General features: G+C 64.2%; 15 protein-coding genes and 1 tRNA gene. 9 read left to right on the top strand and 7 right to left on the bottom strand.

Annotation, left to right across the window (positions count from 1 at the left end; translation table 11 throughout):
• Entirely contained in the window at nucleotides 1–2,016 is a 2,016-nt protein-coding gene (tkt, locus tag AB6A65_RS11365; RefSeq protein ID WP_371038501.1) for a transketolase, read from the bottom strand.
• A 219-nt stretch (nucleotides 2,017–2,235) separates the two neighbouring features.
• Here tkt and AB6A65_RS11360 point away from each other — a divergent pair, with 219 nt between their 5' ends.
• Together AB6A65_RS11360 and AB6A65_RS11355 are read left to right on the top strand one after the other, a co-directional pair.
• Nucleotides 2,236–2,814 carry a hypothetical protein gene (locus AB6A65_RS11360; protein WP_371038500.1) on the top strand — a complete coding sequence of 193 codons (579 nt, stop codon included), beginning with the start codon at nucleotides 2,236–2,238 and terminating at the stop codon, nucleotides 2,812–2,814.
• Entirely contained in the window at nucleotides 2,814–3,434 is a 621-nt protein-coding gene (locus AB6A65_RS11355; RefSeq protein ID WP_371038499.1) for a cell division protein ZapA, read from the top strand. Before AB6A65_RS11360 ends, AB6A65_RS11355 begins: the two co-directional genes overlap by 1 nt.
• A gap of 25 nt (nucleotides 3,435–3,459) precedes the next feature.
• On the opposite strand, the gene grxD is transcribed toward AB6A65_RS11355, so the two are convergent.
• The 5 genes from grxD to AB6A65_RS11330 all read right to left on the bottom strand — a co-directional run bounded on the left by grxD (nucleotide 3,460) and on the right by AB6A65_RS11330 (nucleotide 5,586).
• Nucleotides 3,460–3,822 carry a Grx4 family monothiol glutaredoxin gene (gene grxD / locus AB6A65_RS11350; RefSeq protein ID WP_371038498.1) on the bottom strand — a complete coding sequence of 121 codons (363 nt, stop codon included), beginning with the start codon at nucleotides 3,820–3,822 and terminating at the stop codon, nucleotides 3,460–3,462.
• Nucleotides 3,819–4,097 (bottom strand): hypothetical protein, encoded by a 279-nt coding sequence (locus AB6A65_RS11345; RefSeq protein ID WP_371038497.1) that lies wholly within the window; start codon nucleotides 4,095–4,097, stop codon nucleotides 3,819–3,821. The genes grxD and AB6A65_RS11345 overlap by 4 nt, the downstream gene beginning before the upstream one ends.
• A 7-nt stretch (nucleotides 4,098–4,104) precedes the next feature.
• Complete coding sequence (locus AB6A65_RS11340) at nucleotides 4,105–4,347, bottom strand: BolA/IbaG family iron-sulfur metabolism protein (protein ID WP_371038496.1); 243 nt, start codon at nucleotides 4,345–4,347, stop codon at nucleotides 4,105–4,107.
• Between the two features lie 193 nt (nucleotides 4,348–4,540).
• Complete coding sequence (locus AB6A65_RS11335; RefSeq protein WP_371038495.1) at nucleotides 4,541–5,011, bottom strand: disulfide bond formation protein B; 471 nt, start codon at nucleotides 5,009–5,011, stop codon at nucleotides 4,541–4,543.
• The gene (locus AB6A65_RS11330; protein ID WP_371038494.1) at nucleotides 5,008–5,586 is read right to left on the bottom strand and encodes a YqaA family protein; all 579 of its coding nucleotides are present in this window, start codon (nucleotides 5,584–5,586) and stop codon (nucleotides 5,008–5,010) included. Before AB6A65_RS11330 ends, AB6A65_RS11335 begins: the two co-directional genes overlap by 4 nt.
• Nucleotides 5,587–5,709: 123 nt before the next feature.
• Here AB6A65_RS11330 and AB6A65_RS11325 point away from each other — a divergent pair.
• The 7 genes from AB6A65_RS11325 (at nucleotide 5,710) to AB6A65_RS11295 (ending at nucleotide 14,115) form a co-directional block, all read left to right on the top strand.
• Nucleotides 5,710–5,793: transfer RNA gene (locus tag AB6A65_RS11325), tRNA-Leu, on the top strand.
• 335 nt (nucleotides 5,794–6,128) lie between these two features.
• Nucleotides 6,129–6,848, top strand: coding sequence for a VPLPA-CTERM sorting domain-containing protein (locus tag AB6A65_RS11320; protein WP_371038493.1), 720 nt, complete (start codon nucleotides 6,129–6,131; stop codon nucleotides 6,846–6,848).
• A gap of 451 nt (nucleotides 6,849–7,299) precedes the next feature.
• Nucleotides 7,300–7,905, top strand: coding sequence for a VPLPA-CTERM sorting domain-containing protein (locus tag AB6A65_RS11315; protein ID WP_371038492.1), 606 nt, complete (start codon nucleotides 7,300–7,302; stop codon nucleotides 7,903–7,905).
• An 83-nt stretch (nucleotides 7,906–7,988) separates the two neighbouring features.
• Complete coding sequence (locus AB6A65_RS11310) at nucleotides 7,989–8,249, top strand: VPLPA-CTERM sorting domain-containing protein (RefSeq protein ID WP_371038491.1); 261 nt, start codon at nucleotides 7,989–7,991, stop codon at nucleotides 8,247–8,249.
• 567 nt (nucleotides 8,250–8,816) lie between these two features.
• Nucleotides 8,817–11,678, top strand: a complete 2,862-nt coding sequence (locus AB6A65_RS11305) for a PKD domain-containing protein (protein WP_371038490.1) — start codon at nucleotides 8,817–8,819, stop codon at nucleotides 11,676–11,678.
• 246 nt (nucleotides 11,679–11,924) lie between these two features.
• Nucleotides 11,925–13,283: an O-antigen ligase family protein gene (locus AB6A65_RS11300; RefSeq protein WP_371038489.1), complete on the top strand. Its 1,359-nt coding sequence runs from the start codon at nucleotides 11,925–11,927 to the stop codon at nucleotides 13,281–13,283.
• Nucleotides 13,284–13,335: 52 nt separating this feature from the next.
• On the top strand, nucleotides 13,336–14,115 hold the full coding sequence (locus AB6A65_RS11295; RefSeq protein ID WP_371038488.1) for a hypothetical protein: 780 nt from the start codon (nucleotides 13,336–13,338) through the stop codon (nucleotides 14,113–14,115).
• A 5-nt stretch (nucleotides 14,116–14,120) separates the two neighbouring features.
• On the opposite strand, the gene AB6A65_RS11290 is transcribed toward AB6A65_RS11295, so the two are convergent.
• A complete protein-coding gene (locus AB6A65_RS11290; RefSeq protein WP_371038487.1) occupies nucleotides 14,121–15,080 on the bottom strand; it encodes a glycosyltransferase family 2 protein in 960 nt (319 codons plus the stop codon).
• Nucleotides 15,081–15,345 lie beyond the last annotated feature (265 nt).

Below are 15,345 nucleotides of genomic sequence, written 5' to 3'. Positions count from 1 at the left end.
TCAGAGCAGCGCCCTGGCCCGTTCCGCCACCGCCTCGGCGGTGATGCCGAACTCCTCGAACAGCACCTTCGCCGGCGCCGAGGCGCCGAAACTGTCCATGCCCACGAAACCGGCCTTCTTCTCGCGCCCGCGCTCGCCCAGCAGCCAGCGGTCCCAGCCCTGCCGGACACCCGCCTCGACCGCGACGCGGACCGGGCCGGCGGGCAGGACGCGCTTGCGGTAGGCTTCGTCCTGCGCGGCGAAAAGCTCCATGCAGGGCATCGACACGACCCGCGTGCCGATCCCCTCGTCCTGAAGCATGTCGCGGGCGGCGAGCGCCACATGCACCTCCGAGCCGGTGGCGATCAGGATCGCCTGGCGCTTGCCCTCGGCCTCGGCGAGGACGTAGGCGCCCTGCGCCGACAGGTTCCGGGTCTTGTGCTCGAGCCGCACGGCGGGAAGCCCCTGCCGCGAGAGCGCGAGCACCGAGGGCGTCGCGGTGGCGGTCAGCGCGAGCTCCCACGCCTCGGCCGTCTCCACCACGTCGGCGGGGCGGAAGAGGCGGGTGTTGGGCGTGGCGCGGTGGATCGCCAGGTGCTCGACGGGCTGGTGCGTCGGCCCGTCCTCGCCGAGCCCGATGGAGTCATGCGTCATCACGTAGACGACCGGCTGGCGCATCAGCGCCGAAAGCCGGATCGCGGGGCGCGCGTAGTCGGTGAACACCATGAAGGTGCCGCCATAGGGGCGGACGCCCCCGTGCAGCGCCATCCCGTTCATCGCCGCCGCCATGGCGTGCTCGCGGATGCCGTAATGGAGGTAGCGGCCCTTGCGGTTGTCGGTGTCGAACACGCCCAGATCGTGGGTCATCGTGTTGTTGGAGCCGGTGAGGTCCGCCGAGCCGCCGATCGTCTCGGGCATGATCGGGTTCACCACCTCGAGCACCATCTCGGACGCCTTGCGGGTGGCGACCTTGTGATGCGCCTCCGCGGCCTGTTTCTTGAGCGCGCGGATCGTGGCGGCGAGCCGCTTCGGCGCGTCTCCCGCCTGCATCCGGTCGAATTCGGCGCGCTTGCCGGCGCCGAGCGCGTCGAGCCGCTCCTGCCACGCGGTGCGATGGGCGGCGCCGCGGCGGCCGACCTCTTCCCACCATCCCTTGATCTCGGCCGGCACCCCGAAGGCGTCCTCCGTCCATCCATAGGCGGCCTTGGTGTCGGCGACGAGCTGCGGGTCGGTGAGCGCGCCGTGCCCCTTGGCGGTGTCCTGCGCGGAGGAGCCGAGCGCGATGTGCGTCTTGCAGGCGATGAGCGAGGGGGGCGGCGCGGCCTTGGCGGTGTCGATCGCGCGGTCGATCGCCTCGGGGTCGTGGCCGTCCACCTCCTGCACGTGCCAGCCCGAGGCCGCGAAGCGGGCGAGCTGGTCGGTGCGGTCGGCAAGGCTCACCTTGCCGTCGATGGTGATCTCGTTGTCGTCGAAGAGGACGATCAGGCGCGAGAGTTCCTGCCGGCCGGCAAGCGTGAGCGCCTCCTGGCTGACGCCTTCCATCAGGCAGCCGTCGCCGGCGATGCAGTAGGTGTGGTGATCGACGATCTTCTTGCCGAAGCGCGCGCGCAGCGCCTCCTCCGCGATGGCGAAGCCCACCGACTTCGCGAGGCCCTGGCCGAGCGGGCCGGTCGTCGTCTCGATGCCCTGCGCGAGGAAGTTCTCGGGGTGCCCCGCGGTCCGCGCGCCCCATTGCCGGAAGTTCCGGATCTCTCCGAGGGTGATCTCGGGCGAGCCGGTGAGGTAGAGCAGCGCGTAAAGCAGCATCGATCCGTGGCCCGCCGACAGGATGAAGCGGTCGCGGTCGGCCCAGTCGGGATGCGCGGCGTCGAATTTGAGGTGCCTGGAAAAGAGCACCGTGGCCACGTCGGCCATGCCCATGGGCATGCCGGAATGGCCCGAGTTCGCGGTGGCCACGGCGTCGAGCGTGAGCGCGCGGATGGCGCAGGCGCGCCTCCAGTGGTCGGGGTGGGCGGTGCGAAGCGCGTCTATGTCCACGGGGGCTCTCGTCCTTTTCGGGCTGGCTTTCGGGCGGGGGCGCGACCCTCTGGGCGCCTCAATAGCAAGGCATGGGGGAAGTTCAAGCGCGGCCTATAAGCCCTTGACAAGGCAGGGGGCGCAATTTCCGCTGCGGGACGTTAGACTTGGGCGGGCGGCCGGATCCGCCGATTCGCGGACAACGCGGACGGGCCGGCGCGGTAACGGAGGACGAGGGGCATGGCCGAGCTCGAAGACCTGGAGCGGCGCATCGCGCGCGCGATGGACCGGATCGCCGGAGGCGTCGAGGCGCTGTCCGCCCGCGCCGCCGCGCCCGTGCCGGAACCGGAGCCCGCCGCCGACACCGAGGCGCCCGAGCGCCTGCGCGCCGCTCTCGAGGAGGAGCGCGCGGTCACGGCCCAGCTCGAGGAGCGGGTGCGCGCCATCAAGGAGCGCCAGGAGACCCGCGTGGCCCGGCTCGAGGCGCAGGTGGCCGAGCAGGCCACGGCCATGGCCGCGCTCGACGAGGAGTTGCAGCGCCTGCGCCGCGCGAACCAGCAGTTGCGCGACAACAACGCCGCGCTGCGGCAGGCGAACGAGGCCGGGCTGGCCGAGCCGCAACTCGTCAACGGCGCGATGGTCGCCGAACTCGAGGCGCTGCGCGCGCTGCGCGCCTCGGAGACGGCGGAGATGCAGGCCGTGCTCGCGCGGCTCGACCCGTTGATCGCCGAGGCCGAGCGCCCCGCGCTCGGGGCCGGCGGGGATGACGGGGCAGGGGCGCCGCGCCCCGACGCGGACAGCGCACGGGAGGGGATGTGATGCCCGAAGTGACGATCCAGATCGGCGGCCGCAGTTTCCAGGTCGCCTGCCAGCAAGGCGAGGAAGCCTATCTTCACGCCGCCGCGAAGCTTCTGGACGACGAGGCGACCGTCCTCGTGAACCAGATCGGGCGCATCCCGGAGTCGCGGCTTCTGCTCATGGCGGGGTTGATGCTGGCCGACAAGACCGCGGGGCTCGAGGACCGGCTGCGCGCGGCCGAGGACCGGCTTGCCGGGCAGGAGGCGCGGTCCGGGGCCGCCGCCGCGCCCCCGGACGATCGCCTGCGCGACGCGGAGGCGCGGATCGCCGCGCAGGAGGCGGAGCTGGAAGAGCTGCGCGCCCGGCCCGAGCCCGCGGACGCGGCGGCCGCCGCCGAGCGTCTGCAGGCGGCCGAAGCCCGCCTCGCGGCGCAGGAGGCCGAACTGGAAGAACTGCGCGCCGCCTCGGCGTCGGCGCCCGCAACGGCCGGGGCCACGCCCGATCAGGTGACGGAGATGCTGGCGGCGCTCGCCACGCGCGCCGAGGCGCTGGCCGACACGGTCGATGCCGAGGCGACGGGTGCGGCGGAAGAGGCGGCGGCGGACGGCGCCGCGCGGACCGGACCGCCGGGGGGCGCCTGACCCGCCGGCGCCCGGTGCCGCGGGATCAGCCGTTGGCTTCGCGGATCTTCTCGGCGGCGTCCTTGTCGTAGGCCACGCCGTTGGCTTCGAGCAGCTGGTCGAGCTCGCCCGAGAGCGTCATCTCGGTGATGATGTCGCAGCCGCCCACGAATTCCCCCTTGACGTAGAGCTGGGGGATGGTGGGCCAGTCCGAGTAATCCTTGATGCCCTGCCGGATATCCTCGTCGGCGAGCACGTTCACGTCCGCGAAATCCACGTTCATGTAGGTCAGCACCCCGGCCACGCGGCTGGAGAAGCCGCATTGCGGCATCTCCCTGGTGCCCTTCATGTAAAGCACCACGTCGTTGGCTTTCACCGTGTCCTCGATGCGGGTCTTGGCGTCGGTCATCGCTTGTCCTCTCGGTCAGGGTCACGCGCCGGGGGGTCCGTCGCGTCGTCCTCGGTCGGGGCGTCGGCCCCCTCCTCGTCCGTCCCGGGGCCGTCGGCGTCCTCCTCGGGCTCGGGCGGTTCCTCGTAGCTCGGCGCCTCCTCGTCGCACTCGAAGGCGTCGCGCGCGTTCTCGGGCGGGCCGTGCTCCTTGCGGTGGCGGATCTCGTGGACCGCCGCGTAGCCGAAGAAGGCGCCGAACACGCTCACGCCCACCCAGGGCAGGTACTCGAGCATCGGCGGCTCAGTCCGGCGCCTTGGTGGTCAGCGCCAGCGCGTGCAACTCGCCGGCCGAGCCGTCCATCTTGCCCTTGAGCGCGGCGTAGACGGCGCGCTGCTGCTGAACGCGGTTCATCCCGCGAAAGCTCTCGTCGATCACCTCGGCGGCGTAGTGGTTTCCGTCTCCGGCGAGATCGCGGATCGTGATCCGCGCCTCGGGGAAGGTGGCACGGATCAGTTCCTCGATCTCCTGGGCCTGCATCGCCATTCGGTCGGGCTCCCGTTCCTGTTTCGGGTCAGACTTAGTCTGCCCGTCCATGGCGTGCAAGAGACCGCGCGGCCTGCCCGGCGTGCCCCGCGCACACGGTCGGGCAAGGGGGGATGCGGGCGCGGCGCGCCGGTCGCGAACGGGGTGGGGCATGCGGGGGGCGGAGCCGCCCCCGCCACCCCGGCCGGGCGGCTCACGCGCCGCGCGCGCGGCGCGCGGCGGCCAGCCACAAAGCCGCGAGGGCGAGGGCGGCGAGCGCGTTCCAGCTCGCCATGCTGAGGCCCAGGACCTGCCAGGCCACCTCGTCGCAGCGCACCAGCGGCGCGGCCATGATCTGCGCGGTCAGCTCATCCACCGAGACGCGCGCGAGATCGCCGCCGCCCGCGCAGGCGGCGGGGCCCTCCCACCAGCCGCGCTCCACCCCGGTGTGGTAAAGCCCGATCCCGCCGGTGGCGAGCGCCGCGCCCCCACCCAGCAGCGGCAGGAGCGCGCCGGGACGGGCGAGCGCGGCGGCGCCGATCGCCACCGCCGCCGCGTGCGGCCAGCGCTGCCAGAGGCAGAGTTCGCAGGGCGCGAGCCCGCCCAGGTACTGGAAGGCGAAGGCCGCGGCCAGGAGCGCGGCGGAGCCGCCGGCGGCGGCCAGGACCAGAGAAGTGCGGCTCACATCACCCTCACCACCAGGAAGCCCCCGATCAGGAGCACGACGAAGAGGGTGAAGACAAGCCCGAGCCGGCGCTCGATGAAGTCGCGGATCGGCGCGCCGTAGACGCGCAGGAGGGCGGCCAGCACGAAGAACCGCAGCCCCCGGGCCAGCACCGAGGTCGCGATGAAGGTCGCGAGCGGCAGCGCCGTCCACCCCGACATGATGGTGATGACCTTGTAGGGGAAGGGCGTGACGCCCGCCACGAGCACCGCCCAGACCCCCACGCCGTTGAAGGTGTCGTTGAAGGCGGCCATCGCCGCCTCCTTGCCGAGCGCCTCGAGGATCGGCCGGCCGAGCGTGTCGTAGGCGAAGGCGCCGATGGCGTAGCCCGCGAGCCCGCCCGCCACCGAGGCCAGCAGCGCCACCGCCGCGATCAGCCAGGCCCGCGACGGGCGGGCGAGGATCATCGGGATCATCAGGATGTCGGGCGGGATCGGAAAGACCGAGCTTTCCGCGAAGGCGACCAGCGCCAGCGCCCAGAGCGCGCGCGGATGCTCGGCGAGCCGCAGCGTCCAGTCGTAAAGCCCGCGGAGCATGGCGGCCGGCGTCCCCCGTTTCGGTCACGGGGCGCCAGAGACCACGCGCCGCGCGCCCGGTCAAGCGCAAGCGCGGGCTCTGCACTGGACGCGCGCGCCCGGCGCGGCTAGACCGGAGACCGGGCCCAAGTGGCGGAATGGTAGACGCAGGGGATTCAAAATCCCCCGGCTTCGGCCGTGCGAGTTCGAGTCTCGCCTTGGGCACCAGTCTCCTTCCCGGCAGGACGACCGGCGCGGCGCGGCAGGGGCGCCGGGCCGTCGCGGGGATCCGTGTCCGCAGGGGTCCGGGGCGCGCCGTGATTCGACGCCGCGCGCCGCCGGGAGCGTTGCGCTTGACGATCCAATCCGCGCGCGAAGCGCCCTTTGTCGCCCCGATGCGCCCGTGCGCCGCCCGAAATCCGGCAAGAAGCACAGCTCAGGGCTGTATTGTCCCTCATTCGTAAACGCGGCAGTCGCACGACTTGCGCCACGCGGCCATTCGGCGGTAACGTGTCGGAAATGCGGCACGAGTGTGGCGCGTATGGCCAAGTGGAGAAACTGGTATGGGTATGAGAACGTCCCTGATGGCGCTGGCAGCCGGCGCGACGCTCGTCGCGGGTGCGGCGCAGGCGGACACGATCACGCAGCAAGAGATCAACGTGTTCGGGCCGAACGGATCGGCCAATGTGACGGTGAACGACGGCGGGATTGACGGCGCCGGATCCTCCAACGTGATCGCCGGGGCCTTCGCTCTGAACAGCACCAACACGAGCTACACCGATGCGGCGGGGGATTTCGTGGCGTTCTGCCTCGACATCTTCAACAACCTCAATCTCGGCACGAAGGGAGATTACGAGGTCACGACGACGCCTTACACCGGTGCAACGCCGCCCGGAGACATCAGCGACCGGATCGGCGACGTTCAGAGGCTCTTCAATACCGCCTACGCGGGCGTGGACCTTTCGGACGACAACCAGTCCGCCGGCTTCCAACTCGCGCTCTGGGAGGTCGTGTTCGAGGACAGCACGTCCACCGGGTTCGATCTGACTTCCGGCGATTTCACCGTGACGAATGCGAGCTCAAGCCTGCGTGACACGGCGCAAGACTATCTCGACGGGATAGTCGGCGCGAACACGGGCAACTACCAGCTGACCTACCTGGAGTCGACGCAAGGCGGCCAGAACCTCGTGACCATGGCGCCGATCCCGCTGCCGGCGGGCGGCGTGCTGCTCTTGGGCGCGCTCGGCGGCCTCGCCGTCGCACGGCGCCGCCGCAAGGCCTGAGCCGCACGTCAGACCTTCATGATTTTACGGAAAGGCGGCCGCTTCGGGGCCGCCTTTCTCGTTTGCGCCAGGCGCACGGGCAGGGGGCGTTCCGCTTGCCGGGCGGCGTCCTGACGGACCGGCGGCGCCCGTCGGCACGACTCCCGTCGGCGTGGCCCCGGCAAGCCCACCTCGCGTCGCGAATCGCCTCCGCCCGCGAAGGCCCATGAGACCCCGGAACGCGCCGTCCGCCCGGCCTCGCCCCCGACGCGGCGTGGACAATCGCAACCTTGCGCGAGGGACCGTTCCGAATTTCGCGCCAGTTCCGCAATCCGTGGTTGCTTTTCGGGGCGGAACGTTCGGCGCGCTTCCGGATCGGGCGCAATTGTGGCATGATCATGGCGTTACGATGATGGTATCTTGGTGACCGGTGCGCCCGGACCGAGATGGTACAGCCCGAGGAGGGCAAGACATGAAACTCTACGATTGGAAATCCCTGGCCGCCGCGGCGGTCGCCGCGCTGTCTTTCGCCGGCCCTGCCGCGGCGCTGACATGTCCCGAGCCTGTCGCGGGGGACGACGTCACTCGGTACCTTGAGGCGACGACGAACCCGATGAGTGTGGGCCTCTCGTGCCTTGCCTCTGGAACCGAAGCGACCGCGAACAACGCGTTCGAGGCTGCCGTGCCGAGCTTCACCTTCCTTGCGAAGGAAGAGCAAGGATCCGACGATGCACTCAACGGCGTTCTCGATCCAGTAGGTGTTTCTACACTGTGGGGTGGCACCACAGGAACATTCGAATTCACCGATCCGGGCACCTACCAAACTTACGCCGTTCTCTTCAAATTCGGCAACCCGAACGTCGAAGACTCCTGGTTTGCAATTGAAATCCCCGGAGGTGAGAGTGTTTTCAACATTGACTGGGCGACGGTCGACAGCGACGGCGACAGAATAACGCAGTGGGAACTCTCGAACGTCTCGGTCTACGGCGGCGTTCCGATCCCGGTTCCGGCGGGCGGGCTGCTCCTGATCTCCGGCCTTGTCGGCATCGGCCTGCTGCGCCGCCGCAAACCCGCCTGACGGAACGCGGTGCGACCGCACCCGATCGAAAATCGCATCGAGGGGCGGCTGGAAAGCCGCCCTTTCGCGTTGCGCGCGCTGCCATGGGCACGATCACGCATGACGACGGCGTGTATCTGACAGGCGTGAACTCCACCGGTGGCATCAGCTCGCCCCCGATGGAGGAAGAGAATACCGATTTCACCGCCGATGCGGACGACTTCACGCTGATCTACGCCGCGGCCAACGGCAACCCGTCGATCCTCGAGATCGACGCCACGGTCGTGCCGGTTCCGGCGAGTGCGCTTCTGCTCCTCGCCGGGCTCGGCGGCCTCGCCGCGGTGGGCCGTCGCCGCACCGCCTGAGCACCAGAAACCCATCGGAAACACGGAAAGGCGCCCCCCGGGGCGCCTTTTTCTTGTGAGCGGCTCCGCGCTCGCCGAGGCCGGCACCCGCGCCACATGACGCACGACCCCCGGCCGCCCCGGGACACGCCATGGGCAGGGGCGCAACCCGCGTCAGCATCCGCGATCCGCAGGTCCCGGGGGACTGTCGCCGCGGCCTCGATGGTGCAGCGCGCGAGGCGCAACCGCCTTTTCCGCCAAACGACACCGGATCGGCAGCGGGCTGCCGACGCGGCTCGAGCGCCTTGCGGATTGCCGCTCGTGATCGCACGGGCCCCTCGCGCCCGCGGGTGCGTCTGTTACCAGTGCGCCACGACGACCGGTGAAGATCCCCGAAGACGCCAACGCCAGACCCGCAGGCGCATCCGCCCCGCCACGCGAGCGCCGGATGCCGGCTCGGTTTGCGTCGGAGACGCGTCCGGGTTTTGCCGCAAACGAGCCCAACTGTTGCCGCCCTTGTCCTGTGTTTGTCTCTCAAGGGTGCATTGTGCACGGAATGACCGCCAGTGGGCGGCTGAGGGGTAAGCCATGTCTGCGACGACTTTCACGGTGTCTTCGACCGAGGACCTTTACGACGCCCTGTCCCGCGCCACCGGCGGCGACCGGATCGAACTCGCGGCGGGGGAGTATTCGCTCGACCTGAGCGCAAAGTCCGGCTTCGACATCACGTACGATGCGCCGGTGACGATTACCTCGGTCGATCCCGGGAATGTTGCCACGGTTTCGGAGATGAAGCTGAACGGTGTGTCGAACCTCATCCTCGACAACCTCCTATTCGACTATACGGCCCCGGAGGGTGTTGCAGACTGGGCACGCCCTTTTAGGATCGAAAGCTCTGAAAGCGTCACCATCAAGAATTCGGTCTTCGACGGAGACCTCGCTTCCGGTGTCAGCGAAGCCGTCGATGGATACGGCACTGGCTATGCTTTGGGTATTGGTGCAAGCAGTGAGGTTTTAATATCTGACAATGAGTTTACGACTTGGACGCGTGGAATCATTGTTGATAATAGCCAAAAAGTAGCGGTTTTGAATAATGATATCCACTCCATACGCTCGGACGGAATAAATCTAATTGAAGTTTCTGAAATTCAGATCGAGAATAACTATATTCACGACTTTATTACTGCCCCCGACAGTGGGGACCACGCAGATATGATCCAAATGTGGAACTATGCAACAACTGTCGTCAGCCGTGATGTCGTCATCCGCGGTAACACCCTCGATATTGGAGATGGCTCGACGACCCAATCGATCTTCCTGGGAAATGAATTGGTTGCGCAAGGCGTATCAGGCAGCGAGGCGTTTTATCAAGATATACTTATTGAGGATAACATTATTTTTAATGGCCATTCCCATGGAATCTCGGTGGGTGCTACAAATGGGCTGATCATTCGGAACAACTCCGTATTATCTGTCGAGGATCCCGACCTCATTCCGCAGATCAATGTTGCCAGCGATGCCACAAACGTTACGATCGTGCAGAATGCGACCGCCGCAATTAGCGGCTTAACGGATCAGTCAGACTGGACGGTCGCCAACAACGCGATCGTCCAGAACCGCGACCCGAATGCTGCAGGTTACTACGAGGCCGAGTTCCTGACGTCGTCTCTGGATGGCAGGGCCGAAGACTTCATCGTCGATCCCGGGGGGGCGATCTCCCAGCTGGGGGCCGGCGCCTCGCGTCTGCAACTGGACACGACCCCCGAGGCGCTCGCGCCGGCCTTCGACGTGACGACCGATCCCGACGATCCGGCAAGCCTCGTCTTCGACGCGACGCACACCTACGGGCCTGCGGGCCAGATCAACGACGAGGAAGCGACCTTCACGTGGGACTTCGGCGACGGCACGGGAGCCACGGGGCAGCGTGTAAAGCACGAGTTCGATACCCCCGGCACGCATTCGGTAGCGCTGACAGTCCAATTGTCTGACGGGACCTCGGTGTCGACGCAGGGAATGATCCCCGTGCCCGGTCAGGATGTGCTGTCCTTCAACCCTGAGACGGGCGACTTCGAAGCCCAGGGATATGGCGAGACGCTCGCGCTCGATGGAACCGATGCGGCCTCGGTGACCTTCAACGGACAGCAGGCCATTGATCTCGGTGCATCTGACACGAGCCTATCCATTCCGAAAGAACATCTTGACCGCTTCTTCGGCACGGAGGATTTCACGCTCTCCATGACAATCGCGGCGAACACGCCTGGAAGCGCTGGAGAAATTATCGGGCTGCACAGCATCTTCATTCTCTCGGTCACGGAGGATGGCGCAATAAGTCTTCAGCTTAACAGCGACGTTGAGTCGATCAATCTGACCAATCTGACGACGAACTCCGGCCCTCAGGTGAACGACGGAAAAGCTCACGACATCATCATCGGGTTTGATGATGCCACGGACACGGTGCAGATCATCATCGATGGGCAATTCGCGGCAGCGGCCCAGATCGAAGGGGCGATGCCGTCCATGGGACACTGGGGTCTTGTTTTCGGCGGGTCATGGGGCGCACCGTCTTTCGACGGAAAACTGCTCGCCTTCGATCTCGATGCCACAGCGCCGCTCTACCCGGAATTCGACGGCGACACCTCGGTGATTGCCGACACCACCTACGAGATCGTAGCGGAGAAACCCGCGTCCGAGCCGGTATTGTCGAGCGACGAAGAAACGCTGGAGACAGAGACGCAAACAAACGACACCACGACGACGGACGACACCACCACGACGGACGACACGACACCGGCGGACGACACCTCTACGCCGGACGAAACCACGACGACCGAGGAGGAGGAGGAGGAGGACGCGGGCCTAATTCTGCCTGAACTCGACGGCTGGGAGCTGGATTTCGCGGCGCTGGGAACGTCCAAATCGTCGCTCCGCGGGGACGCCTTCGTTACGACCGATGGGACCGGCACCAGTGCGGTCGTGTTCGACGGGCAGGGCGACTACGCGAGGCTTGGACGTCTCGTGGAGTTCGAAACCGCCCAGTCCCTGACGGCATCGGTCAGCTTCCAGCGCACCAATCCGGACGAAGATTATGAACGGATCGTCTGGAACCACGAGAAGTTCGGCATCGGTGTCTTCGGCGACTCCCTCTTCGTGCATGTCGCTTCGCCCGACCGCGAATTCTCCGATCCCTTCCGGATCCATGACCTCGGCCTCGCTGACACGCAGGAGCACAATGTGCGGGTCGCCATTGACGAGATGACAGACCGCGTGCAGGTCATTCTCGACGGCGAGCTCGTTTTCGACGATCAGGCGGCCGATATCGAGATTTCGGGTGCTGGCGCGCCCCAGTGGTTTGTCGGCACGAAGATCGATCCGGGGTTCGAAGGCAGCGTGAGTGAGCTCCAGTTGCAGGCAGAGGCGTTGTTTGTCGATGACGGGTTCTTGATCGCTTGAGGAACCTTGCGCGCGTCATCGATGAAGTGCCGCGAAGCAGCATCATGTAGCGCATCTGATCAGGGGAGAGTGGCGGGCCGCCCCCGTGCCGCGGTGCGCTCCGCCAGCCCGGCCACCCGAACGGGTTGCAGAGGCCTGTACCAGGCTGTTTCGAAGAGGGGCATTTATCCTGCCGTCTGACCGGGCTACTCTCCCGAAGGTTCCGGCTCCAAGGGAATACGTCCGGGAAGATGGAAGGATGACAACGTGGCGGCGGAATTGACCGAAGGCAAGGCGGTATCTCTGCCTAGGAGCATGCCGAATGCCGGGGCTGCAAGCCGGCACAGCCTCTCGATCTGGGTCTGGCTCTTCATCATCGGGCTGATCATTCCGCTTTTCATCTATGTCGGCCCTCTGCGCCTTACCGTCTACCGCATCGCGCTGCTCGTCGCGTTCTTCCCGGCCCTCTTCTTCTGGCTGAGCGGGCGTGCAGGACGCATCCGCCTGCCTGACATCTGCGTCATCGTCATTTGCCTATGGTCGTCGCTTTCGATGGTGATCATCGAGGGAGGGCTCGGCGGGACCCTGGAAACCATCGGCATATTGTGGGTGGAGACCCTTGGTGCCTACCTTTTGGGACGGTGCTATATCCGAACACCAGAGGCTTTTTTCGCCATCACGCGGTTGTTGTTCCGGATCGGTCTGCTGCTGCTGCCCTTTGCACTTTACGAGCTTGTTTCCGGAACAAACCTGTATCTCAGGTTGTTTGGCTTTTTGGGACCGGTTTACTGGGAGAATTTTCAGGAAAGCAGGCTTGGTCTCGAACGCGTCCAGGGGCCCTTCGCGCATCCCATTCACTTCGGGGTGTTCTTCGGGGGGCTGACCGGTCTGTTCTATTATGTGCTGGGACATGAAACACCCTGGATCGGCCGGGTAAGGAATGCCGTGTTTGCTGTTTTTTTGTGTTTCTCTTCGCTTTCGTCAGGCCCGCTTCTGGCTGCAATGTCCCAGATAATTTTTCTGACCTGGGACGGAATACTGAAATCCGTTCGCTCGCGCTGGTACATCTTCGTTGGCCTCGCGCTCCTCGCCTTCATCGTCGTCGATCTGATTTCGAACCGCACTCCGTTTCACGTCGCGATATCTTACCTCGCATTGAACGAGGGCACGGCCTATAATCGCATCCTTATCTGGCACTTCGGGACCCGAAGCATCTTTGCCAACCCGCTTTTCGGGATCGGCCTCACCGACAACTGGGCACGCCCCTCCTGGATGGTGGACAGCGTCGACATGTTCTGGATCGTACCCGCGATGCGCCATGGTATTCTGTTATGGATCGCTTACCTTACACTGTTCTTTTCCGTCTTCTTGAGTGTTACTTTTCGACGGGCCCCAAATGAACGCGTTCTCTGGTACAAAACGGGGTATCTCTGTACCATGACCGGCGTGTTCATGGTGGGCTGGACCGTGCATTTCTGGGATGCAATTTTCGCGTTTTTAATGTTCCTGATTGCAAGCGGTATGTGGATGCTGGACTGGGAAGGTAGCGAGGACGAAGACGAAAAGACTGGCGACGAAGGCAGGACAACTGACATCACGTATACAAGGTTTCCTGCCCAATCGTAACCGCAAGCTTGAACGCATTGCGCTTACCGCCAATGCTGAAAAAGGATCCAAAATGGACTGGTGCTGTATTGCTGCCGTAAATGACACGACAGTGCTGGAGTCGAACCTTGCGGCATCTCCAACTTTTAGGTCTGAGCCGGATCGCTTGTGCATATTGCGCAACCGGCACTCGGCCTCAATCGCCTACAATGAGGGGCTCGATCAGACCAAAGAACGGATCTGTGTCTTTGCGCATCAGGATGTTTATTTGCCCCTCGGCTGGGAGGAAACATTGATGCAGAAAGTGTCTGATCTTGAAACGCTAGATCCAAACTGGGCGGTAATTGGCCTTTTCGGGGTTGATTTGAATGGCGGGAACGTGGGGCGAGTCTGGGACTCTGGTATTGGTCGTGAAATCGGGTTCGGCTGTAGCGCTCCAATACCCGTTCAGTCATTCGATGAACTTTTATTGGTTTTGAACAGAGATTGCGGATTAAGATTTGATCCGGATCTCCCCAGCTTCCACCTTTACGGTACAGATATCGTGCAAACCGCGATATCTTCAGGTAAGCGGGCCTATGTCATTGATGCGCCGGTTGTTCATAATAGTCTGCCGGTTCCAACCCTTAGAGGAGGTTTCACACTGGCCTACAATTATATGCGTAAGAAGTGGTGGGAACGGTTACCAATCGTGACGCCGGTGACCCGCCTTACACGGCGTGGTTGGTATCTGGAGTGGCAGGATATTCGGAGGTTTCGATTCAATTCCTGGCGAAAGAACCAAGTACGACTTGCATCGAGACAGCCGCGTCCGAACCCGGAAACTATTTCGAAAAGACTGGGATATGAATAATACGTTCATGATCGCGAAAAGCCGTTGCGCTGGCGCGTGATTAAACCATAGCCGGCTCGACCAAATAAGAGCGGTGGGAGCGCCTTAAGCCACCCCTTGAGCGCGGAGGGATGTTGCCGTGCTGACGCGATCGCCGTGCGGCGATGGGAACCGCTTTTTTCTGCCGCTTCGGCAGCTGCTAAAATCAATAGTGCGCCACTGGTCTGCTTCATCATAATCTTTCGTTGCTTTAATGAAAGATCTTTTGTAAGCAATGCGGAGGTCAATTGCACCCGTCCGCTAGCGGCTTCGATCGGGTATTTCTTTTCGATCGCTGTAAGTGGATCAGTGTCGTTTTCCAGGCGCCGTGCTTCGGCCAAAACATCTCCTGTGAACAGCCATGAACCGCGTAGTGCGAGGGCATAAAAAAGGGCTACATCTTCATATATTCGCAAGTTCTCCCGATATCCTCCCTCCTCGAGAACGATGCTCCGGCGCAATGCAGTTGCAATTGAAAAAAGGCCAGTCATCTCTTCTAAGAGTATGTCCGTGATGCGCACCGCTTTGCCGCGCGGAAACTCCCAGCCGCGAAGATCAAAAAGTCCCATCTCCTGGTGCGGTCCAGTGAAGCGAATGTCGCCGGAATGTCCAACTATGCTTTCGTCCGCATTGGCTAGATCCCGGTGCAGCACTGCCATGCGCCCAGGCCACCACAAATCATCAGAATCTAAAAACGCCACCCAAGTAGAGTTCGCGTGTCGGATTCCAGTATTGCGTGCCGCCGCCGCTCCCGCATTATTCTGGTAGATTATGGTGACCTGCTTGCTATAACAGGTCAAAACCTCGGGCGTAGTATCCGTCGAGCCATCATCGACGACTATTACCTCGTCGGCAGGTGGATCTTGAGACAGTACGCTTTCTATCGCGTCGCCTACGCAATGCCCGCGGTTGTATGTAGGGATTATGACACTGATGGTTGGTTTCATCTCCGGTCCTTATTTTATTTGCCAACCGATTAGTTTGTAGAACCCAGCTACACGTGAAATAATCCTGCCATGTGTTCCGGTATTCTGTAGTATGTCCCTCCCACCTATTAAGGCTGTGACGAAGAATAAGGTTATTGCTAAGACGACGCCCCATGAAGGCATATATAATGAAACTGCAAGGATGGTTGATATCAAGATTACGTGTACGGAGAAATAACCCAAAGGTCGAGCGCGAACTTGAAACCCGCCAAGTTTGCAAGCCAGG

It is taken from the genome of Rhodosalinus sp. FB01, from assembly GCF_041365715.1.
Lineage (GTDB): Bacteria > Pseudomonadota > Alphaproteobacteria > Rhodobacterales > Rhodobacteraceae > Rhodosalinus.
Note: the sequence above shows the minus strand (reverse complement) of the source record. Positions and strands in the feature narration are given on the sequence as shown.

Bases quoted from the DNA above. Each gene is read 5' to 3' on its own strand.
- AB6A65_RS11340 (WP_371038496.1), bottom strand. From the start codon at position 4,347: ATGGCGATGCAGGCCCAGGAGATCGAGGAACTGATCCGTGCCACCTTC.
- AB6A65_RS11295 (WP_371038488.1), top strand. From the start codon at position 13,336: ATGGACTGGTGCTGTATTGCTGCCGTAAATGACACGACAGTGCTGGAG.
- AB6A65_RS11330 (WP_371038494.1), bottom strand. From the start codon at position 5,586: ATGCTCCGCGGGCTTTACGACTGGACGCTGCGGCTCGCCGAGCATCCG.
- AB6A65_RS11355 (WP_371038499.1), top strand. From the start codon at position 2,814: ATGCCCGAAGTGACGATCCAGATCGGCGGCCGCAGTTTCCAGGTCGCC.
- AB6A65_RS11360 (WP_371038500.1), top strand. From the start codon at position 2,236: ATGGCCGAGCTCGAAGACCTGGAGCGGCGCATCGCGCGCGCGATGGAC.
- AB6A65_RS11320 (WP_371038493.1), top strand. From the start codon at position 6,129: ATGGGTATGAGAACGTCCCTGATGGCGCTGGCAGCCGGCGCGACGCTC.
- AB6A65_RS11310 (WP_371038491.1), top strand. From the start codon at position 7,989: ATGGGCACGATCACGCATGACGACGGCGTGTATCTGACAGGCGTGAAC.
- grxD (WP_371038498.1), bottom strand. From the start codon at position 3,822: ATGACCGACGCCAAGACCCGCATCGAGGACACGGTGAAAGCCAACGAC.
- AB6A65_RS11305 (WP_371038490.1), top strand. From the start codon at position 8,817: ATGTCTGCGACGACTTTCACGGTGTCTTCGACCGAGGACCTTTACGAC.
- AB6A65_RS11345 (WP_371038497.1), bottom strand. From the start codon at position 4,097: ATGCTCGAGTACCTGCCCTGGGTGGGCGTGAGCGTGTTCGGCGCCTTC.
- AB6A65_RS11290 (WP_371038487.1), bottom strand. From the start codon at position 15,080: ATGAAACCAACCATCAGTGTCATAATCCCTACATACAACCGCGGGCAT.
- AB6A65_RS11315 (WP_371038492.1), top strand. From the start codon at position 7,300: ATGAAACTCTACGATTGGAAATCCCTGGCCGCCGCGGCGGTCGCCGCG.